Annotated in this window: 20 protein-coding genes; 16 read left to right on the top strand and 4 right to left on the bottom strand. The window is 72.8% G+C overall.

Going from position 1 to position 21124, the window contains the following annotated elements; genetic code table 11:
- The first annotated feature begins 129 nt into the window (after window positions 1-129).
- From ACGFW6_RS11005 to ACGFW6_RS10950, 12 genes are all read left to right on the top strand, one after another.
- Window positions 130-1164 (top strand): methyltransferase domain-containing protein, encoded by a 1035-nt coding sequence (locus tag ACGFW6_RS11005; RefSeq protein WP_393506881.1) that lies wholly within the window; start codon window positions 130-132, stop codon window positions 1162-1164.
- Window positions 1165-1486: 322 nt separating this feature from the next.
- Complete coding sequence (locus ACGFW6_RS11000; protein ID WP_393506880.1) at window positions 1487-2986, top strand: anthranilate synthase component I family protein; 1500 nt, start codon at window positions 1487-1489, stop codon at window positions 2984-2986.
- A complete protein-coding gene (locus tag ACGFW6_RS10995; protein ID WP_393506878.1) occupies window positions 2983-3588 on the top strand; it encodes an anthranilate synthase component II in 606 nt (201 codons plus the stop codon). Before ACGFW6_RS11000 ends, ACGFW6_RS10995 begins: the two co-directional genes overlap by 4 nt.
- Window positions 3581-4609, top strand: a complete 1029-nt coding sequence (trpD, locus tag ACGFW6_RS10990; protein WP_393506876.1) for an anthranilate phosphoribosyltransferase — start codon at window positions 3581-3583, stop codon at window positions 4607-4609. Before ACGFW6_RS10995 ends, trpD begins: the two co-directional genes overlap by 8 nt.
- A complete protein-coding gene (gene trpC / locus ACGFW6_RS10985) occupies window positions 4606-5382 on the top strand; it encodes an indole-3-glycerol phosphate synthase TrpC (RefSeq protein ID WP_393506874.1) in 777 nt (258 codons plus the stop codon). Before trpD ends, trpC begins: the two co-directional genes overlap by 4 nt.
- On the top strand, window positions 5379-6812 hold the full coding sequence (locus ACGFW6_RS10980; RefSeq protein WP_393506872.1) for a class II 3-deoxy-7-phosphoheptulonate synthase: 1434 nt from the start codon (window positions 5379-5381) through the stop codon (window positions 6810-6812). The genes trpC and ACGFW6_RS10980 overlap by 4 nt, the downstream gene beginning before the upstream one ends.
- 34 nt (window positions 6813-6846) lie before the next feature.
- Window positions 6847-8007, top strand: a complete 1161-nt coding sequence (locus tag ACGFW6_RS10975; protein ID WP_393506871.1) for a hypothetical protein — start codon at window positions 6847-6849, stop codon at window positions 8005-8007.
- A complete protein-coding gene (locus tag ACGFW6_RS10970; RefSeq protein WP_393506870.1) occupies window positions 8004-8774 on the top strand; it encodes a DUF6182 family protein in 771 nt (256 codons plus the stop codon). Before ACGFW6_RS10975 ends, ACGFW6_RS10970 begins: the two co-directional genes overlap by 4 nt.
- Before the next feature lies 1 nt (window position 8775).
- Window positions 8776-10257: a GH3 auxin-responsive promoter family protein gene (locus tag ACGFW6_RS10965; protein WP_393506869.1), complete on the top strand. Its 1482-nt coding sequence runs from the start codon at window positions 8776-8778 to the stop codon at window positions 10255-10257.
- Window positions 10254-10406 carry a hypothetical protein gene (locus ACGFW6_RS10960; protein WP_393506868.1) on the top strand — a complete coding sequence of 51 codons (153 nt, stop codon included), beginning with the start codon at window positions 10254-10256 and terminating at the stop codon, window positions 10404-10406. The genes ACGFW6_RS10965 and ACGFW6_RS10960 overlap by 4 nt, the downstream gene beginning before the upstream one ends.
- A 122-nt stretch (window positions 10407-10528) precedes the next feature.
- Window positions 10529-12871 carry a hypothetical protein gene (locus ACGFW6_RS10955; RefSeq protein ID WP_393506867.1) on the top strand — a complete coding sequence of 781 codons (2343 nt, stop codon included), beginning with the start codon at window positions 10529-10531 and terminating at the stop codon, window positions 12869-12871.
- 1 nt (window position 12872) lies between these two features.
- Complete coding sequence (locus tag ACGFW6_RS10950; RefSeq protein ID WP_393506866.1) at window positions 12873-13712, top strand: hypothetical protein; 840 nt, start codon at window positions 12873-12875, stop codon at window positions 13710-13712.
- 55 nt (window positions 13713-13767) lie between these two features.
- Here ACGFW6_RS10950 and ACGFW6_RS10945 read toward each other — a convergent pair whose 3' ends face one another.
- The gene (locus tag ACGFW6_RS10945; RefSeq protein ID WP_393506865.1) at window positions 13768-14901 is read right to left on the bottom strand and encodes a serine hydrolase domain-containing protein; all 1134 of its coding nucleotides are present in this window, start codon (window positions 14899-14901) and stop codon (window positions 13768-13770) included.
- 415 nt (window positions 14902-15316) lie between these two features.
- Between ACGFW6_RS10945 and ACGFW6_RS10940 the strand changes: the two genes are divergently transcribed.
- On the top strand, window positions 15317-16153 hold the full coding sequence (locus tag ACGFW6_RS10940) for an endonuclease/exonuclease/phosphatase family protein (RefSeq protein WP_393506864.1): 837 nt from the start codon (window positions 15317-15319) through the stop codon (window positions 16151-16153).
- Between the two features lie 22 nt (window positions 16154-16175).
- Here ACGFW6_RS10940 and ACGFW6_RS10935 read toward each other — a convergent pair whose 3' ends face one another.
- From ACGFW6_RS10935 to ACGFW6_RS10925, 3 genes are all read right to left on the bottom strand, one after another.
- On the bottom strand, window positions 16176-16811 hold the full coding sequence (locus ACGFW6_RS10935; protein ID WP_393506863.1) for a hypothetical protein: 636 nt from the start codon (window positions 16809-16811) through the stop codon (window positions 16176-16178).
- Between the two features lie 447 nt (window positions 16812-17258).
- Complete coding sequence (locus ACGFW6_RS10930; RefSeq protein WP_393506862.1) at window positions 17259-17642, bottom strand: TraR/DksA family transcriptional regulator; 384 nt, start codon at window positions 17640-17642, stop codon at window positions 17259-17261.
- Between the two features lie 131 nt (window positions 17643-17773).
- The gene (locus tag ACGFW6_RS10925; RefSeq protein WP_393506998.1) at window positions 17774-18118 is read right to left on the bottom strand and encodes a TraR/DksA family transcriptional regulator; all 345 of its coding nucleotides are present in this window, start codon (window positions 18116-18118) and stop codon (window positions 17774-17776) included.
- Window positions 18119-18690: 572 nt separating this feature from the next.
- Here ACGFW6_RS10925 and ACGFW6_RS10920 point away from each other — a divergent pair.
- The 3 genes from ACGFW6_RS10920 to ACGFW6_RS10910 all read left to right on the top strand — a co-directional run bounded on the left by ACGFW6_RS10920 (window position 18691) and on the right by ACGFW6_RS10910 (window position 21019).
- On the top strand, window positions 18691-19650 hold the full coding sequence (locus tag ACGFW6_RS10920; RefSeq protein ID WP_393506861.1) for a HAMP domain-containing sensor histidine kinase: 960 nt from the start codon (window positions 18691-18693) through the stop codon (window positions 19648-19650).
- A gap of 2 nt (window positions 19651-19652) precedes the next feature.
- Window positions 19653-20375, top strand: coding sequence for a response regulator (locus ACGFW6_RS10915; RefSeq protein ID WP_393506860.1), 723 nt, complete (start codon window positions 19653-19655; stop codon window positions 20373-20375).
- 299 nt (window positions 20376-20674) lie between these two features.
- On the top strand, window positions 20675-21019 hold the full coding sequence (locus tag ACGFW6_RS10910; protein WP_393506859.1) for a hypothetical protein: 345 nt from the start codon (window positions 20675-20677) through the stop codon (window positions 21017-21019).
- Window positions 21020-21124: the final 105 nt, after the last annotated feature.

Below are 21124 nucleotides of genomic sequence, written 5' to 3'. Positions count from 1 at the left end.
AAGGGAAACTACCGGCTCCTAGCGTCGGGTCCCGCAGCACGCCACCGGTATCCCTGTGCTCGCTCGCCGGCCGGTACACCGCCTTCGGCATCCCGGCAGGCCTCCCTTCACCCCACGCAGAGGAGCCTCATGCAGGTACAGACGAGCGGGTCCGTCGTGACGGGGGACGACCTTCCGGGGCAGCTGACGGCGCTCCGGCAGCTCCACCCGGAGTTGTACGCATGCATCGACCCGCAGCGGATCGCCGCGTGGCGGGCCACGCTCGGCAGAACCCTCGAGCAGCACGACGACTTCGGGGACGACGCCGACGGCGGCCGCGGCGTGGTCTACCTCAAGGCCCAGGCGCTGAACACCCGGGCCCGGGCCACCGGGATCCGGACCCTGCTCGGGCTGGCCGCACCCCACGGCCCGGCCCCCGACGGCCGGCAGCCGGTGCTGGTCGACCTGCTGGGCGGCGACGGACTCGTGCGCAAGGTGTGCGACGAACTCGGCCTCGACGACTTCGGCATCCTCACCTGTGACGCGTCCCCCCACATGGTCGCGGCGGCCTGGGCGGCCGGCATGCCGGCCCTGCTGCAGCGCGCCGAGCAGCCGCTGCTGCGTGACGGGTCCGTCGACGCCGTACTCCTGGCCTACGGCTCGCACCACGTGCCCCCCTCCGACCGGCAGACGGTGGCGAGCGAGGCCTACCGCATGCTCCGGCCCGGCGGCGCGTTCGTGCTGCACGACTTCGCCGTCGGCTCCCCCATGGACGTCTGGTTCGAGGAGGTGACCGACGTCTACTCGACGACCGGCCACAAATTCCTGCACTTCACCCGGGACGAGATCGACGGGTACCTGGAGAAGTCCGGATTCGAGCACCGCGAGGTCCTGGAGATCGACGACCCGTACACCGTCGTGGGGGCCACCCCGGAGGAAGCGGAGTTGGCGATCGGCCGCTATCTGCTGCACATGTACGGCCTGGTCAAGGTGTTCGACGGGCGGGCCGAGCAGGAGGCGTACCGCTGGGTGGCCGAACGGGCGAAGTCCGTCTTCCGGTACACCGGGAAGGACGGTTCCGTGACGGAGACCGAACTGCGCCGCGAGGACGCCACGGGCCACTGGCACCTCACCGTCCCACGGCGCGCGATCATCGGAGTGGGACGCAGGGCCGCCGGCCACTGAACGAATTCCTCCCGACGGCTCAAGTCGATTGGCCGAAAACGCCCGTGTTCCGGCACGACACCCGGCGCGTCGCGATGCCGGGGGTGAATCCCCCGCGGTGCCGGCCGAGTTCGTGCCGTAAGTCAGGCCGTCCTGCGCTTTCCGCACGCCGGCATTGCTCTTGAATTCGAGTCAAAGAACGGACGCGGCACCGATGCCGCAGGTACGGCGAAGGTACAAGGCGCCTTCGTCGTGTCCGTCGAGAGGGAATGACGGGCCACCTCCACAGTCTGCGGCGAACAGCCTGGAGAAATACCGCGCCGGCCCTGCCGAGGAAGGCGAAATGACGACCCAACTCACCGAAGAATCCGCGGCGGTCACGGCCGAGGCGGCGCGGGCCACCCAGCCGGACCGGGCAACGGCGGCCGAACTGGGGCGCACCTACGACGTCGTCCCGCTGTACCAGCAGTTCCTGGCCGACGGAATCAGCCCCGTCACCGCGTTCGCCCAGCTGTGCGGGCCCGACGAACCCGGGTTCCTGCTGGAGAGCGTGCCCGTCTCGGGCGGCGTGGCACGCTATTCCTACGTCGGCCACCGGCCCGCCCCGATCCCCCTGCCGGACGGCGACCCGCTGACCCTGATCCAGGCCCGGCTCGCCCGCAGCGAGGCCCCCACCGAGGGGCTGCCGCCGTTCCACGGTGGCGTCGTCGGCTACCTGGGCTACGAGTCGGCACGTCACTTCGAGGCGCTGCCCGTCGCCGGGGGCGCGCCGCCCGGACTGCCGGAGTCCGCGTTCCTGTCCGTGGACGACCTCGTCGTCTTCGACCACGCCACGCGCCGGGTCCTGCTGATCACGCTGCACCGGCCCGCCCACGAGTCCTACGACGACGCGGTCGCCCGGATCGTGCGCCTGGGCGAACGACTGCGTGCGGCGGGCCCGTTGCCCGGCTTCACCGGTCGCCCCCTGCCGCGCACGGATCCCGCGGCGGACGCGGACCTGTCCGGCTGGACGGCGAACCTGACGGAGCGTGAGTTCGCCGAGCGGGTCGAGCGGGCCCGCGCTCACATCACGGCCGGGGACGCCTTCCAGATCGTCCTCTCCCGGCGGCTCAGCCGGCCCCTCGCCGCCCCGCCCCTCGACCTCTATCGCCATCTGCGGGCGACCAACCCGTCGCCGTACATGTACCACCTGAGCCTGGGGGAGGGGCGGCACATCATCGGCGCCTCGCCGGAGCTGCTGGTCAAGGCGGACGGCGAGCAGGTGCAGACCCGTCCGCTCGCCGGCACCCGCCCGCGCCATCCCGACCCCGGGACGGATCTGGAGCTGGAGCACGAACTGCTCGCCGACGAGAAGGAACGCGCCGAGCACGTGATGCTCGTCGACCTCGGACGCAACGACCTCGGCCGGGTCACCGAACCGGGCACCGTCCGGGTGGAGCAGCTCATGAGGATCGAGCGCTTCTCGCACGTGATGCACCTGTCCTCGACCGTCTCCGGCCGGCTCGCCCCGGGCCGCACCTCGCTGGACGCCCTGCGCGCCGCCTTCCCCGCCGGGACCCTGTCCGGCGCCCCGAAGATCCGGGCCATGGAGATCATCGCGGAGCTCGAACCGCAGCAGCGCGGTGTCTACGGCGGCGCGGTCGGGTTCGCCGGCCATGACGGCCTGGCCGACTTCGCGATCGCCCTGCGCACCGTCGTCGTCGCCGGCGGACAGGTCCACGTCCAGGCCGGCGCCGGCATCGTCGCCGACTCCGACGCCGCCGCCGAGTACCGCGAGACCCTGCACAAGTCCCGCGCCATGATCACGGCCGTACGCCGGGCGGAAGCGGAGGCACAGCTGTGACGGCCACCGGCGCACCCACGGCGCCACCCGCCCGACCCCGGGTCGCGGTGATCGACAACTACGACTCCTTCACCTACAACCTTGTGCACTACGTGGCCGAACTCGGCGGCGAACCCGTGGTGTTCCGCAACGACGCCACCACGGTCGCCGAACTCGCGGCCCACGACCTGCTGCTGATCTCACCCGGCCCCGGCACCCCCGCCGAAGCGGGCGTCTCCGTCGAGGCCGTCCGCTCCCTGAGCGGCCGGCTCCCCATTCTCGGCGTGTGCCTCGGCCACCAGAGCATCGCGGCCGCGTTCGGCGGCAGCGTGGTGCGCGGCACCCCCATGCACGGCAAGACCTCGCCCGTGCACCACGACGGCAGCGGGGTGTTCGCCGGACTGCCCGACCCCTTCACCGCCACGCGCTACCACTCGCTCGTCGTCGCGCCGGGGGACCTGCCGGACGAACTCCTCGCGGTGGCCACCACCCCGGACGGCACCCTCATGGGGCTGCGCCACCGGCACCACCCCACGCACGGCGTCCAGTTCCATCCCGAATCGGTACTCAGCCCCGAGGGCAAACAGCTGATCGCGAACTTCCTGGAGCTCAGCGATGATTGACGTACTGCGCCACCTCACGCGCCGCCGTCTCACCGAGGACGAAGCCGCCGCCGCGATGCGCGTGATCATGCGCGGCGAGGCCACGCCGGCCCAGATCGCCGGCTTCGCCCTGGCCGTCACCGTGCGCGGGGAGTCCGTGGACGACCTGACCGGAATGGCCCGCGCCGCCCTGGAGTTCAGCACACCTCTGCCCGTCGACGGCGATGTGCTGGACACCTGCGGCACCGGCGGCGATGGCCTGAACACCTTCAACATCTCCACCGCGGCCGCCGTCGTGGCCGGTGCCTGCGGCGTACGGGTCGCCAAGCACGGCAACCGCAGCGCCTCCTCCGCCTGCGGCAGCGCGGACGTACTGGAAGAGCTCGGCGTCCGGATCGACCTCGGCGCCGACGAGGCCGCCGCCTGCCTGGCCACCACCGGCATCACCTTCCTGTTCGCACCCGTCTTCCACCCGGCCTTCCGGCACACCGCCGGCCCCCGCCGCGAGCTGGGCACCCGCACCGTCTTCAACCTCCTCGGGCCGCTGCTCAACCCCTCCGCCGCCCGGCTGCGCATCCTGGGCGTACCCGACCCCGTCCTGGTCGAGCCGATGACGGAGGTGCTGCACCGGCTCGGCGTCACCCGCGCGCTGGTGTTCCACAGCGAGGACGGCATGGACGAGCTGAGCACCGGAAGCCCGGCCCACCTGGTCGAGCTGCGCGACGGCCACCGCACCCGGCACCGCTTCGACCCCGCCGAGCTGGGTCTGCGGCCCGCCCGCCCCGCGGAACTGGCCGGCGGCGACCGCGCCGTCAACGCGGCGATCATCCGCCGGGTGCTGGCCGGCGAACCGGGACCGGCGCGCGACGTCGTGCTGCTCAACGCGGCCGCCGCGCTGCGCGTGGCCGGTGCCGCCGAGACCTGGGACGACGGCCTGCGCCGGGCCGCCGAGGCCGTCGACACCGGCGCGGCCGCCGCCCTGCTGACCGACTGGGCCCGCACCTCCCACAGCCCCGCCGTCGCGCTGGAGGTCCCGGCATGACCGACCTCCTCACCACCCTGGTCACCCAGGCCGAACGGCAGACCGCACACCGCCGAGGGGTCCGCCCCGACTCCGACGTGGCGCGGGCGGCCGCGGCGGCGCCCGCGCCACGGGACTTCGCCGCAGCCCTCAGGGAACCGGGCCTCGCCGTCATCGCCGAGATGAAACCGCGCAGCCCCTCCAAGGGAGCACTGACCGACGACTACCGGCCGGCGGAGCGGGCCCGCGCCTACCGCGACGGCGGCGCTCACGCGCTGTCGGTGCTCACCCACGAGGACGGGTTCGGCGGCCGCCCCGAGCACCTGTCCGTCGCCCGCGCCGCGAGCGGACTGCCCGTCCTGCGCAAGGACTTCATCACCGACGAGTACCAGCTCCTGGAAGCCCGCGCCCTCGGTGCCGACGCCGTCCTGCTCATCGTGGCCGCCCTCTCCGCCCAGCGGCTCACCGAACTCCTGGCCCGCACGCGGGAGTTGCACATGGAGGCGCTGGTCGAGACGCACGACGCCGAGGAAGTGGACACGGCACTCGAGGCCGGCGCCACCGTGATCGGCGTCAACCATCGCGACCTGCGGGACTTCACCCTCGACCGGACCCTGTCCGCCCGACTGCGCCCCCGGGTCGGCGCCGGCCGCGTCCTCGTCGCCGAGAGCGGCGTCCGCGGTGCCGAGGACGCCCGCGCACTGGCCGGGGCCGGTGTGGACGCGGTGCTGGTCGGAGAGCTGCTGATGCGGTCCGGCGACCCGGGCGCCACGATCAAGGAACTGATGACATGACGCTTCTCCCCGCTCCCTCCTCCCCGCCGCCCCCGACCGACCGGGACGCCGGCACCCGGCCCGCCCACCCGGGCCCGCCCGGCTGGACCCCCGCCTCCTGGAGCGACCACCCGGCCGCCCAGCAGCCCGACTGGCCGGACCCGCGGGCGCTGCGGCGGGTGACCGAGACCCTCGCGCTCCAGCCCCCGCTCGTGCTGCCGGGGGAGATCCTCGACCTGCGGCGCGAACTCGCCGGCGTCGCGGCCGGCGAAGGCTTCCTGCTGCAGGCGGGCGACTGTGCCGAGCGGTTCGCCTCCTGCACCGAGGACGGTGTGCGCGGCAAGCTGCGGGTGATCCTCCAGTCGGCCATCGTCCTGACGTTCGGCTCGGGGCTGCCCGTGGTGAAGGTCGGCCGGATCGCGGGCCAGTTCGGCAAGCCGCGCAGCCGCCCCACCGAGACCGTCGACGGCGTCGAACTGCCCGCCTTCCGCGGCGACATCGTCAACGGCCCCGAGTTCACCGCCGAGGCCCGCCGCCCCGACGCCGACCGTCTGCTGCGCGCGTACCACCACTCCTCCGCGGCGCTGAACGTCCTGCGCGCCCTGACCCTGGGCGGCTTCGCCGACCTCGATCAGGTGCACGCCTGGAATCAGGAGTCGGTCCGGCGCAGCGCCGCGGGACGCCGCTACGAGAAAGCGGCCGACGACATCACCTGGGCACTGCGGTTCATGAACGCCTGCGGCATCGACACCGGCGCCCAGCCGGTCCTGCACCAGACCAGGCTGTACACGTCGCACGAAGCCCTGCTGCCGGCCTACGAACAGGCGCTGACCCGGTACGACGAGCAGCGCCGCGCCTGGTTCGGCACCAGCGCCCACCTGCTGTGGATCGGCGACCGCACCCGGCAGCTCGACGGCGCCCACGTGGAGTTGCTCTCCGGCGTCGCCAACCCGGTCGGGATCAAGGTGGGGCCGTCCACCACACCGGAGGAACTGCGCGCGCTGTGCGCACGCCTCGATCCGCACCGCACCCCCGGGCGGCTGGTGCTGATCACCCGGATGGGAGCCACGCGCTCCGGCGATCTGCTGCCTCCGCTGCTGCGGGCCGTCCGGGAGGCCGGCCATCTGCCGGTGTGGGCCTGCGACCCTATGCACGGCAACACCTTCGTGTCGGCCGGCGGATACAAGACGCGCCGCCTCACCGACATCACGGCCGAGATCGGCGACTTCTTCGCCGCGCACGCCGAGGTGGGCACCCACCCCGGGGGCGTCCACCTCGAACTCACCGGCGACGACGTCACCGAGTGCCTGGGCGGCGAGCTCGACGAGATCGTCGACGAACGCCTCGGCACCCGCTACGAGACCGCCTGCGACCCCCGCCTGAACGCCGCCCAGTCCCTCGAACTGGCCTTCCTCACCGCCGAGATCCTGCGCGCCCACCTCAGCGCCTGACACGGACCGCACCCGGACCAGAGAGGAGTACCTCGTGCCGGCCGAAGTGCCACCAAGGACCGCCCGCGTCGACCGGCGGGCGGTCACCGAACTCGTCGTGGCGCCGGTGACGATCACGCCGACCAAACCGCTCACGCCGACCCACATCAAGGGACTGCTCTGGACCGATGTCCTGGTCAAGGCCAGCGCCCGGCTCACCCCGGTCCGCCTGGTGTGGAACGACCGCACGGCCACCGTGACCGCCCAGTCCACCGCCTTCTGGCGCCACCTCGACCTCACCGAACCGGACACCGACTGGAGCACCGAGACAGCCACCGGCATAGGCGAGCGCTACGTCCGCTACCACGCCGGCCGCCCCCGGAGCCGGCCGCACGCCCTCGACGCGTACCTGGCCCGCGCCGACGACACCGGCTGGATCCACCCCGCCGGCCGCCGCATGCTCGACCTGTGGCGCGCCGACCTGGACCTGCTCGGCGTGGCCGACCCCGGCCTGGGCCTCGACCGCCCGCTGTCCCTCTCCGCACCCGCCGCGCTCGACCTGCTGGCCGGCCGCGGACTGCTCGTCGACCACCGGAGCCTCGGTGGCCCCGTCCACCTGGACGGGGCCCGCTGGGGACTGCCCCTGCGCCGCCTCGTGGGCGCCGACGGCCACCCCAACTACCTGCTGCCGATCCTGCGCGACCTGATCCCGATGATCCGCCCCGACCGGATGTTCCTTCTCGTCCACGACGACGACCTCACCGCCGACTACGTGCTCCTCGCACGCGTCCTCGCCGAGTTCGGCGCACGCGCCGCCCGACTGTCCCTCGGCCGGGTCCCCCTGGCCGGCTCCACCCGCTCCAGCAGACACGGCGGTTGGCGCGGCGCGACCCTCGGCGACCTGTCCGCGACCCCCGGCACCGCGGACCGGGCGGCCTACCGGCTCGGCATGCGGCTGTACTTCGCCGCCTGCCTCCAGCGGCACTCGCCCCAGCCCTTCCACCTGCCCCTGCTGCGCCGGTGCGTGGGGCGAGCCGCCCGCCTGCTAGACGGGGCACCATCCGACGGCGACCACCGCGGCGGCCGTCACCTGGACGCGGTACTCGCCCGGCTGCGGACCCGGCCGGGATACGTCGACCCCTACCGGCTCACCGCCTCCCTCCTGGGCCGCCGGCCCCTCGCGCCGACCCCGCACCTGCGGGCGATCTACACGTGACCGCACACCATGCCCCGCCGCCCGCCCGGGGCCTCTCCGCAGCCCGCTCGTCCGCCCCAGGACCGACCGGAACCGGCCCGCTGGCCACCGCCGCATGGGCCCGTGTCGCGGCCGCCCGGCACGGTCTGGGCGACGCACGGGTCAGGCACGGGCTGAGCGCGGCCGTCGTGGTGGCCGACCTCGACGTGCCGGCGTTCCTCGCCGGAGCCGCCCGTTTCGCCCTCGACCTCCCCTCCGCCACGGCCGACGGCTGGTACCGCACGTTCAGCAGAACCGTGTTCCTCGCCGGGCGCCCCGCCACCCTCGCCGCCCGGCACCCGTACCGGCACGCCACGCCCACCGCCGGCCTCGCCTGGTACGGACCGGCCCGACGCGGTGAACTCCACTCGCTGTCCCGCCTGTTACGCACCTTCGAGGCGCCCGCCCCGATCGACGTACCGGACGGACCGACCGCGCTCACCGTCCACGGACCGCCCTCGGGGCGCACCGTGGACGCGGTCCTCGCGACCGGCGGGGTCAGCACCGCGGCCTACCTCGTCCACGCCCACCACCTGATCGCCGAGGCGGCCCTGCGAGGACTCGTCCGCCCCGGCGACACGCTCCGCCTCGCCCACCGTCCGGACCTGCACCCCGACGACTTCCCTGACGCGCTCGACCCGTCCCGCGCCGGATCGGTCCAGACGCGGATCGCCCCCAGCCACACCGATCCCGCCCGGCTGCGCCTGTACGGCGTACTGACATCGGACCGCCGCGAAGGAGACCACTGACATGCGCGCCGAACGCGTTCTGGCGGAACACCGCCGCCTCCTCGCCGCCCTGGACCACCCCGAGGACGTGCAACGCGACCTCCTCGACCGGATCCTGCGGCGCAACGCGGACACCGCCTTCGGCCGGGAACACGGGCTGGCCTCCGTGCGCGGCCTCGACGACCTGCGCCGGGCCGTGCCGATCCGCACGCACGAGGCGCTCATGCCGTGGGTCGAGCGGGCCATGGGCGGTGAGCAGGCAGTGCTGACGGCGGACGAGCCCGTCGTCTACTTCTCCTCCAGCGGCAGCACCGGCCGGGAGAAACACATCCCCGTCACCCGCAGCTACCTGCGGTGGACCTTCCTCCCCTTCTACCACGCCGCCTTCGCCCCGCTCCTGCAGACGCTGCCCCAAGCCCTCGCCGCGCCCGGCGCGGTGCTCAACCTGTGGCAGGACCCGACCGCGCCGATCGCCCGGACCGGCCACGGTCAGCCGCACATCGGCGCCAGCCAGCTCGACTACCGCGAGTTCGGCGAGGACTCCGCCGTCGGACCCGGCAACGACGCCGAGTGGAGCCGCATACCCGAGCAACTGGCCACGGCCGGCCCCTGGGACCGCAGCTACTACAAGCTCCGCCTCGCCGCCGAGCAGGACATCCGTATCGTCATCGGCGTCAACCCGGCCATGGTGGCGGGGCTGCCGTACATGCTGCGCACGCTCTGGCCCCGGCTCGTCGCGGACATCAGGGCCGGCACACTCGACGGCCGGCCGCACACCCGGCCCGACCCCGGGCGCGCCGACGACATCGAACGCTACGCACGGAGATTCGGCACGCTCCTGCCGTACCACCTCTGGCCCCGCCTGAGCGCCATCCTCGTCTGGAACAGCGCGCTCGCCTCGCTCTATCTGCCACGGGTGCGCGAGACGTACGGACCGGGCGTGCGGCTGTTCGGCGCGCCCGTCGCCTCCTGCGAGGGGCCGGCCGCCGTACCGGTGGACCTCCGGCCCGGCGCGCCGCTCTATCTGCCCGGCTGCGTCTACGAGTTCGTGCCGGCGGACGGACCCGTCACCGCCGACAGCGAGACGCTCGCCGCCACCGAACTGGAGGCGGACCACGACTACCACCTCGTCCTCACCCACGTCGGCGGCCTGTACCGGTGCGCGGTCGGTGACGTGGTCCGCGTCGTCGGAACCACGGGACGTACACCACGCATCGAGTACGCCGGACGTGACGTCGTCCGCTCCGTGGCCGGCGAGCGGCTGACCGAGGCTGTCGCCGTCCGCGCGCTGCGTACCGCCTGCCACGACACCGGCGCCGAGATCCGCAACGCGACCTTCCACGTGGCGACCGACGGGGGAGGCGGTCACCACCAGGTCGCCGTGGCTTTCGCGGGCCTGCCGGCGCACCGGACCTGGCCGGCGCCCTGGACACCCGGCTGGCCGAGCAGTGCCCCGGCTACCGGAACGGCCGGCGTTCGGGCCGGATCGGCCCGCTCGAGGTGATCCCCGTCCACCCGGACGGCTTCCTGCGGGAGTGGGAGCGGGCCGTGCGGGCCGGGCAGCGTCCGCCCCGGGTCAAGGACCGGGTCTTCCTGCCCGACGAGCAGGCGTGGGAACGGCTCGTCGCGTCCGCCTCGCGGGCGGCCGCGTGATGCCGCGGCGGCGCGGTCAGGTGCGCGAACGCGGCTGACCGGCCGCCGGCAGGACGACGATTTCCGCCCGGCCGCACGACCCCGTCGTCGCGGGCGGGCCGCGTGAGAGAAGGCGAGGCCGCATGACCGACGTGATCCCCGGCAGGGGCCAGTACACCGAGGACGCCCGCAGACAGCGGCTGGAGTGGCTGCGCAGACGCAGCGGCGCGGAGCTGCCGTCACTCGGGCGAACGGGTCTGAGCGCTCAGCACCTGGTCGGCAACGTGGAGAACTTCGTGGGCTCCGTCGAAGTGCCGATGGGCCTGGCCGGCCCCCTGCTGTTCGCCGGCGACTCCGTGCGCGGGAGCATCGTCGCCCCGCTCGCCACCACCGAGGGCGCGCTCGTGGCGTCGGCCTCCCGCGGCGCACGGGCCGTCACCGAGTCGGGCGGGGTCACCACCCGCGTGCTGTCGCAGCGGATGACCAGGGCCCCCGCGTTCGAGTTCGCCGACATCCCCGCGGCGCAGCGGTTCACCCACTGGCTGCACGCGCACCGCGAACGGCTGGAGCAGCAGGTACGTCTGGTCTCCCGGCACACCCGGCTGATCGACGTCGACCCCTACCAGATCGGCCGGCACCTGCATGTCCGGTTCGTCTTCGAGACCGCGGACGCCGCCGGGCAGAACATGACGACGGCGGCGACCTGGCAGATCTGCCGATGGATCAGCGAAGAGCTCGGCGCGGACGAGAGCCTGCGCCCGCGCGGCACGCTCCTGGAGGGCAACCTCAGCGGCGACAAGAAGACGGCCGCCGTATCGCTGCTGGCGGGCCGGGGAACGCGGGTGACCGCGGAGTGCAGCCTGCCCCGGCACGTCGTGGCCGCGGTGCTCAAGACGACGCCCGAGGCCATGGTCAAGAGCCATGTCACGACGGTCCTCGGCGCCCAGCAGGCGGGGATGACCGGGTACGGCGTCAACGCGGCGAACATCGTCGCCGCACTGTTCGTGGCGACCGGCCAGGACGTGGCCTGCGTGCACGAGTCCGGGGTGTCGATCTTCTCCATGGAGCAGGACGGCGACGACCTCGTCGCCACGATCCTGCTGCCCAACCTGGTGGTGGGCACGATCGGAGGCGGCACCGCACTGCCGCCCCAGCGCGATGTGTTGACCGCCCTCGGCTGCGCGGGCGCCGGCGGCGTCCGCCGGTTCGCGGAGATCGTCGCGGGGTTCGCCCTCGCCCTGGACCTGTCGACCATGGCCGCGGTCGTCAGCGGACAGTTCGCCGAGGCACACCAGCGGCTCGGCCGGGCCCGCCGCGTCGACTTCCTCCAGCCCGGCGATCTGGACGCGACGCTGCTGCAACCCGCGATGGCCCAGCGCCTCGACGACCCGCGGCTGCACGTCACCCGGGTCCGGCAGGCCGCGCAACTCCACGGAGACGGGATCTCCAGCGAACTCGGAGCGCTCGCCGAGCGCCGCAAACTGACCGGCCTGCATCCGCTGACGGTCACACTCACCCCTGGCCGGGGCGGCCCCACCACCCTGGAGCTCGTCGCGAAGGTCAAGCCACGCGGCGACGAGATCGTCTCCGGCGTGGCCAAGCTGCTCTCGCTGTGCGGACCGGAGGTGGCCACGGCCTGGGACCGCTGGGGAGCCGACACCGAGTTCACCGCCGCCCACCGCCGCGAACTGTCGGTCTACCGGCGCCCGGAGGCCGCCCTGACCGGGCTGCTGCCGCGCTGCTACGGCCTGCTGGAGGACGACGAGCGCGAGGCCTACGTCATCCTGATGGAACGCCTGCGCGACGACGGCGCCCCGTGGACCCGCGACCGGATCGCCGACGCGCTGCGTGCCATCGCCCCCGTGCACGGCCACTGGCTCGGCCGCGACCAGGAACTCCTGGCCGAGGGCTGGCTGCACGGGCCGCCGGAGCCCGCCTTCCTCGCCAAGGCGCGGGACCTGTGGGAGGCCCTGGCCCGTCAGGCCGCCGCCGACCACCCCGATCTGATCGACCGGGCCCGCCTCGACATCCTGCTCGGCATCGCCGAGGACGCCGGCTACTGGACGCAGGAACTGCACGCCCTGCCCCGCACCCTGGTCCACAACGACTTCAACCCGCGCAACATCGCGCGCCATGACGGACGCGTGGTGGTCTACGACTGGGAACTCGCCACCGTCGACGTGCCGCAGCGCGACGTCGTGGAACTGCTGGCGTTCACCCTCGGGCCAGAGGCGACGGCGGAAGACGTCGACGACCTGCTCGCCGTGCACGCCGACGCGCTGACGACGACAGCGCCGGAGGCAGCCCGAACCTTCGGTGCCGCAGAGCGGCACCGGGGCTATCGCGTCGCGCTGCGCACGTTCCTGATGAGCCGTCTGGCGCTCTACGCCACGGGCCACACCCACCGCGAGTTCGCGTTCCTGCCGCGCGTGGTGCACACCGCGTTCCGTCTGTGGGACCTGGCCCGCACCCGGGACGGTGAGTGAGATGCGGGTGGCCGTGGTGGGCATAGACGGCAGCGGCAAGACCACCGTGCTGCGCCGGGCCGCCGAGCGGGACGGCTTCGCGGTCGTGCACGCCGTCCGCGGCCACGACGATCCGAACAGTCCGTTCGCCGGCCTGTCCAGGGCGCTGGCCGGCGCCTCGGCCGCGGCGGACGCCGTGGGCCGGATCCAGCTGAAGGTCGCCGTGCTCTTCCTCCAGCTGTGCCTGTACGGCCCCGGCGAACGGCACGCGGCCCACCGGTCCGCGATCGTGCTCGCCGACCGGCACCCCCTCGTCGACCCGCTGGTCTACCTGCCCCTGTTCGGGCACCTGGCGCGGAACGACGAGCCCGGAAGCGACGTCGCGGCCTGGTGGCACGAGCAGGAGCCGGACGCGGCGCGGGCGGTCCGCGCCTGGCTGGAGGCCCGCACCGGGCACACGGACCCCTGGACACTGGGCGAGGAACTGCTGCGCCTGGGCACCCGGCCGCCCGAGGAGATGCTCGACCGGCTCACGCACCGCTTCGGCGTCACACCACCCCACGGCGTCCTCCTGCTCGACCTGCCCGTCCAGCAAGCCCTGCGACGGACCGGGGAACGGCTGCGCGACAGCGAACTGCACGAGACCGCCGCCTTCCTCACGGCGGCACGGCAGCGCTACGAGTCCGTCCTGGACTGGCTGACACGGACCCACCCCGATCTCACGGGGCAGCGCATCGACTGCTCCGGGCTCTCCGTGGACGAGGTGGCCGACCGGGTGCGGGACGCGGTCGGTGCACTGGCGGCGGTACGGGGCCCGGCCGCCCGACTGCCGACGACGCGTCCGTCCGGTGGGTCCGGTTGATCCGGTGGGCCCGTTCGGTCCATTCGGTCCCGGTCAGCAGGCCCCGCGATCGCGGTCACTTGCAGAACGCGGTGTCCACGGACTTCATCACGGCCAGAGCCCCCTTCTCGGCATCGCCGAAGGTTCCCGGCAACGCGGTCACCGCGAGCCCGACGGAGCGGCCGTCGTCCGTGGCGCCGCCGCGGGTCTCGTACCCGTCGATGTCGCCGCCGTGGCCCCAGTAGACGCCTCCGCAGCTCAGCGGGACGCTGAACACGCCGAGTCCGTACCGCCATCCCGGGAGCAGCGGGGCGTCGACCGTCCTGCGCATCTCGGCAAGCTCCTCCGTGGGCAGGAGTGTGCCGTCGAGCAGGGCGCGGGCGAACCTGGCGAGGTCGCTCGGCGTCGAGATCATCTGGCCGGCGGCTCCGCCCCAGGACGGATCCATCTCGGTCGCGTCGATGACCTTGCCCGACTGCGCGTCGCTCAGGGCGTAACCGTGCGCGTGGGGCTCGCGGATGCTCTGGTCGCCCGGCTGCGGCCAGTAGGTGTGGCGCAGGCCCGCCTTCTTGATCACGCGTTCGGTGATCTGTTCCTGTACGGGGCGCTTGGTGACCTGCTCGATGAGGAGTCCGGCCAACGCGTAGTTGGTGTTGCTGTACTCCCACTTGGTGCCGGGTGGGAACTTCGCCGGGTGGGCCAGAGCGGCCTTGACCAGGTCATGTGGGTGGAAGAACGTGTGCTGGATCTTCGCGAAGTTCTCCAGCCCGATGTGCTCCGTGTAGTTGGGCAGGCCACTGGTGTGTTGCAGGAGCTGCCGGACGGTGATGTCGCGACCGTCGATGCCCTCCCCGCGCACCAGGCCGGGGAGGTAGGTCTCGATCGGCTCGTCCAGGACGACCTTCCCCTCAGCGACCAGTTGCAGGACCGCGACCGCGGTGAACGTCTTCGTATTGCTGCCGGCGCGCACGTAACCGTCACGCGGCACCGGCACCTGACGGCCCAGCCGCGCCGTCCCGGCCACGACGGACTCCGTACGACCGCCCTTGTCGACCCAGGCCGTCACCGCGGGGAACTTCTCCTGGCTCACCAGCGAGTCGATGCTCTTCTGAAGTGGCGACCGGGTGGACGGATCCGCCACCGCGACGTTGGCCACCCCGGTGCCGACCAAGCCCACGGCCGTGATCATCACCAGCAGCCTTGTGCGCATTTTCGAGCCGCTCTTCTTCCTCTGTATCACCGCTGCTCCTCCGTCGGAATCGATACCACCGACGGTTCCAGGAACGTCCGCGAAGATCAGTAGGCCTATGCACCGGAAGGGCGGTACACCTGACACCACCATCCACGGAACAGCTTTGCGGCAGGCGATCCGGTCGGCGAAGAACGGGGGCGTACGCGCGCAGGAGCGCTAACAGGCGTGGCCTGCTGGGCTGGAGGACGGGAGTGGTTCTCTATTCGCTCGGAGAACCCCGGAGAGCGGGCGCGAGCGATGCAGATCGGCGAGATGTGCTGAGTGCCGCACCTGCTGCACGGGCTCCGAGCTGCGTGTGGCTCTGACAGGTTCGTCTCTTAACCTCGTTTCAGGAGATGTGCGATGCCATGGGTAGGCACTTGAGGAGGCGTCGGTGTTCGGAAGGGGCTCGCGGTTGCTCGCGGGGGCCGTGGTCGTGGCTTTCATCGTGCTCGTCGGCCCCAGCACGCCCAGCGGTGGTCTCTTCGGCAGGTCGCTGCCCGCCGAGGCCGTCAGGGACGTCGTACCGAACCGGGTCATGACGTGGAACATCTGCAATCCCTGCGAGGTGAGCAACGCCGACCGGGCGGCGGACATCGCCACCTACGCCCCCCAGGTCATCGGCCTGCAGGAGGCGTGCGTGCGTGACGTCGAGAAGATCCGCGACTATCTGGAGGGCCTTTACGGGCTGGTCTACCACGTCGAGTACGGGACGGTTCTGCGGAGTTGGGGCCGCTGCGGGGGACTGCCGTGGAAACCCGGGGGCTACGGCCAGGCGATTCTCTCGGTGGCACCGATGAAGGACCACGTCAACGTGGAGTACCCCGACGGTGGATCCGAGGACCGCGGGTACATGGCGGTCACCACCGAGGTCGGCGGTCAGTCGGTCCGCGTCTTCAACACGCACCTCGCGCACCGACGTCAGGAGGAGTTCCGGGCGGAGCAGATCGGCGTACTCGCTCCCGAGGTCAGGCGGTACGACCGGGCGATCGTCCTCGGTGATTTCAACGCCGTACCGGATTCCCCCGAACTCGCGAAGATGTGGACGTTGGCCGAGGACGCGGATCCGCAGTGCCGCCCCTCAGCCACCGGCGTCTGCGAGACGACCACCGACTGGCAGCTCAAGTTCGACTACGTCTTTCTCCGCGGTTTCGCGGCACTCGAGCAGCATGTACATCCGTCCCGGTACTCGGACCACGACCTGGTGCAAGCCGACCTGAACCCCGTGTAGGCGGGCGCGGCCCGGCGGTTGCTCAGGGCGACGTGGTCCAACGCGGCTCGGTCTCCGCCCACTGGGACTCCCACTCGGTCATGTTGCGGCGGTGCAGGACGTGGGCGGCGGTGCCGTAGACGGCGCCACCCGCCATCGCGACGGCGAGGAAGGCGAGGATCGCCCAGCCCATGGTGCGGCTGCGGATCTGTTCGGCGGCCAGGGGCGGTTCGGTGAGGCTGCCGTCCGCGTCGACCCATACGTCGACCTCGCTGTTCACGCTCAGTCCGGGCAGCACGTCGGTCCGTGCGGTACGGGTCCGGCCCTGCTGGTCGGTGAAGCGGACCGTGGCCGGGTAGCGCGTCTTCCTCGCCTCCGCCGAACCGGGTTCGGGGTGGCGCGGGGCGTCGTGCGTGAGCACGCCGGTCGTCAGGTGCCGGGTCTGCCGTTGGTTGGCGGCCGTCGTGACGTAGTGCCGGTAGGCGGCGTCACCGATGGTGAACATGGCGACCATGCCGAGGAACGGCACAAGGAGCAGGAGGGCCAGGGCGATCCAGCCCTGGAGACGGTCGGTGCTCCGCCGTAGCGGATTGTGGCGCCATTGCCAGAGGGACAGGGGATGCACCCAGGGGTGCGGTGGGTCGGGAGGCGGCTGCGCGGGTGGGATCGCGCCGGACACGGGGCTTCTCCTTCCGGGGCCGGGGAGGGGCGAGGAGGGGGCGGGTGACGGCTGTCCTCCGGGCCGTCGTACGTCGAAGTCGCCCTCCGTCGAGGGGAGTTGTGGACGATCGGGGGTGCCACGGCCGGTGGAGCGGCACCGGCCGTGGCAGGTGGGGGACGGGGCGGGGTCAGCCGGAGTCCGGGCCCGGCGGGTGAGTGGTCAACCCTGCCGAGGGATGGGCCTGTGCGGACTGCAGGATCCTGGCGGCGCCGCGGATCGCCGCCGTGTGCGGTGCGGGCACGGGCCTCAGGGGCGCGTGCAGGCTGCCCGTGAGCCGGTAGGTGAGGTCGGGACGCAGGGGCTCGAGCGCGAGACCGCAGCACTGCCGGCACAGCGGCCGGGGCCAGGGCCGGGGCCGGGGCGGGTGGCCGGCGGAAGGGCCGGTCTGTGGGCGGGGGAGGAGGGTCATCGTCCGGCCTCGCGCACCTGCTGGCACCGGCCGCAGTAGCGGGCCTGCGGAACGATCGTCAGCCGTTCGCGGTCGATGGCCCGCCGGCACAGATGGCACGTCCCGTAGCTGCCGTCGGCCATGCGGCGCAGCGCGGCCTCCACGTCGGCGAGCACCATGCGCGCGGACGCGGCGAGTTTGACGTGCACCTCGGCCTGCGCCGCGGAGCGCCGGCCGAGGAGGTCCTCGGCGCGCGGTGCAGCGGCGATCTGGCGCAGTTGGTCCTGACGGAACAGACGCTGTTCGTGCAGGTTTTCCCGGAGCGCGGCAAGGTCCTCGGGCGACAGGTGCGCGGCACGGTCGCCTGTGGCACGGTCGCCGACGGTCTGGTGGTTCACCACTTCACCCCTTTGAGCAGGGCAGGAGAGGAAGTCGGGTCAGGGTTGGTCCGTCCGAGTCGCAGCGGACCCGGTCGGAGCCACAGAGGATCGATCTGAGTCGCTCAGAGTGGGTGGGTCGCAGGGACCCTCGATCAGGCGGCGGCCCGGCGCTGGCAGGGAACGCAGTACCGGGTGTACGGGAGGATCTCCAGGCGTTCGGCGGGTACGGGCTTGGAGCAGCCCAGGCAGGAGCCGTAGGTGCCTTCGTCGATCCGGGTGAACGCTTCGTCGATCTCCTTGAGCACCCGCCGGATCGCCTCGGCCTGGGCCGACAGCAGGTGGTCGTCCGCGCTCTGGCCCGTCTCGCCGAGGGCCTCCAGCTGGGCCAACCGGCTGTTGCGGGCATGCTCCAGACGCTGACGGGCCTCATGAGCGGTCGGCTGACCGGGGCGGCGGTCCGTCCGGGGCGTCTGAGAAGGACTGGGTGCCGGGGAGATCTGAGAAGTGCTGGGTGCCGGGGAGATCCGGGAAGTGCTGGGCGCCTGGGGAGTCTGGGAGGTGTCGAGCGGCACGACGGGGTCCTTTCTCAGCAGGGGACGGGCGCGGCCACGGCCGCCCGGTCCGCCGTCCCGCGGGCTTCCGTGGAGACCGCGGTCCGGCCGAACCGGACGGCCCTGACACCATCGACTCTGCTCCGCGGGGCGTCGGAAACCCATCGGGCGCAGGCCCCATTCGCCGGGGACCGCGATGACCACACGAGGTCACGGCGACCGCCCGGGACCGCGATGACCACGCGACGACCACCCGGGGTCACGATGACCGCCCGGGACCGCGATGACCATGCTGTGACCGGCCTCTGGAGGGCGGCGGGCACTCCGGCGGCCCGGACGGCGGATGGGTATCGCATGACCTGGGAAATGGGGACCCGACCCCATCGACCGCGCGCGCGAGGGCGAGGCAGGCTGGGTGAGATCGATCGGGCCCGATGACGCGACGCCCGGCCAGGGGTGGGTGTGATGGCCGGCAGCCGGGCTGGTTAGGGTCGGGTCATAGAAGGAGGAATCACCCCGTGTCGTTGTTCTGGCGGATCTTCGGGCTGAACGCCCTGGTGCTGGGCATCGCCACGGCGCTGCTGCTGTGGGCGCCGGTGACCGTCTCCGTGCCGGTGCTGCTGACCGAGGCGATGATCCTGGTCGGCGGCCTGGCCGTCATGCTGGTCGCCAACGGCGCCCTGCTGCGCTGGGGCCTGGCCCCGCTGGACCGGCTGACCCGCCTCATGACCACCGTCGACCTGCTCCGCCCCGGCCAGCGGCTGCCCGTGCCCGGCGCCGCGGGCAGCGAGGTTGCCGAGCTGATCCGCACCTTCAACGCCATGCTCGACCGGCTGGAGCACGAGCGCGCCACGTCCAGCGCCCGCGCGCTGCTGGCCCAGGAGGCGGAACGCCGCCGTATCGCCCAGGAACTGCACGACGAGGTCGGGCAGAGCATGACCGCGATCCTGCTGGTGCTCAAGCGTGCCGCGGACGACGCCCCCGAGCCGCTGCGCGAGGACCTCCAGCAGGCCCAGGAGATCACCCGGGAGAGCCTCGACGAGGTGCGGCGCCTGGTGCGCCGCCTGCGCCCCGGCGTCCTGGACGACCTGGGCCTGGTCAGCGCACTGACCTCGCTCGCACAGGACTTCGCCACCCACACCGGGCTGCGTGTCGTGCGCCGCCTGGACGGCGACCTGCCGGTCATCGACCACGAGAGCGAACTCGTCCTGTACCGGGTGGCGCAGGAAAGCCTGACCAACGCGGCCCGGCACGCCGACGCCCAGCGGGTGGAGGTGGGCCTGCACGGCACCGACGACGCGGTGGTGCTGGAGATCGCCGACGACGGCCGCGGCATGGAGGCCGTCTGCGAGGGTGCCGGCATCCGTGGCATGCGCGAGCGGGCGCTGCTCGCCGGCGCGACCCTGGACATCGCCTCCACACCCGGCACCGGAACCCGCGTCCGGCTCACCGCACCAGTCCCCAGGAAGCAGCCCTGACCATGCGCGATCCGATGCCGCCCGAACCCACCGCAGCTCCGGCCCCGACCTCGGCCACCTCGGCGTCCGCCGCCCCGACGCCGATCCGCATCCTCCTCGCCGACGACCACGCGCTCGTGCGCCGCGGGGTACGCCTCATCCTCGACCGGGAACCCGACCTTCAGGTCGTCGCCGAGGCGGGTGACGGCGCCGAGGCCGTCGAGGAGGCCCGGAAGCGGGAGATCGACCTCGCCATCCTCGACATCGCCATGCCCCGCATGACCGGCCTCCAGGCCACCCGTGAACTGAGCGCGCTCAAGCCGGACCTGCGCATCCTGATGCTGACCATGCACGACAACGAGCAGTACCTGTTCCAGGCGCTGAAGGCCGGGGCCTGCGGGTACGTGCTGAAGTCGGTGGCCGACCGTGACCTGGTCGCGGCCTGCCGGTCCGCGATGCGCAACGAGCCGTTCCTGTACCCCGGCGCGGTGACCGCCCTGATCCGCAATTACCTGGATCGCGTACGGCACGGCGAGGAGGACGCCGATCGCCTTCTCACGCCGCGCGAGGAGGAGGTCCTCAAACTCGTCGCCGAGGGCCACTCCTCCAAGGAGATCGCCGAGATGCTCTTCATCAGCGTCAAGACCGTGCATCGCCATCGCGCCAACCTGCTGCACAAACTCGGCCTGCGCGACCGGCTGGAACTCACGCGGTACGCCATCCGTTCCGGTCTCATCGAGCCCTGACGTCCGCGCTCCCGGCGCCGACCGACCAGATCCGAACAACGAGAGAGGGACGGTGCATGCGCCCGGCGTTCCGCACCGCCCCGACCGCCGGCCGACGGGGCCGGGGCGCGGCCCCAGGCCACCGGCCTCCGACCACTGTTGACAGGCCATCGACCGCCGGCCGACGGGGCCGGGGCGCGGTCCCAGGCCACCAGCCACCGGCCACCGTTGACCGGCCTCCGACCACCGTTGACCGGCCACCGACCGCCGTTCACCGGCTCGCCGCCACCCTCACCCTCCTCCTCGCTGTCCTGCTGGCGATGGTGCCCGCCCACCCCATCCCCGCCGCTCCCGGCCAAGGGCCCGACCCGGCCACTGCGGTCACGGCGGTCACGGTGGCCACGAGTACGCAACTCGCGGACAACGGCACCCGAGCGGACGACCCGTGCGCCGCCGGCTGCGCGACGCAGGCCAGGCCCCGGCACGACCCCCTCGGCGAGCGCCTCGACCCACCGGATCGCCACGCCACCGATGCCGGTGATGTCGCCGATGGCCGCCCCGCCGTCGGCGCCCGCACCGCGGCGGCACCCGCGCCCGCACCCCTCTCCCTCTACCGTTCGGCCCACGATCGCGGCCGGGCTCCTCCGGCGCTCTCCGGCACCTGAAGCACCCCATCACCCCTTACCTCGTCGCGGCCCCGCGGGCCCCGCGCAGCTGACGCCTGTCCGCTGCCGCTCTCTGCTGCCCGCCGGCGCTGCCGCGACATGCCT

Source organism: Streptomyces sp. Y7, assembly GCF_043195415.1.
Taxonomy (GTDB): domain Bacteria; phylum Actinomycetota; class Actinomycetes; order Streptomycetales; family Streptomycetaceae; genus Streptomyces.
This window is presented reverse-complemented; position numbering and strand designations above follow the sequence as displayed.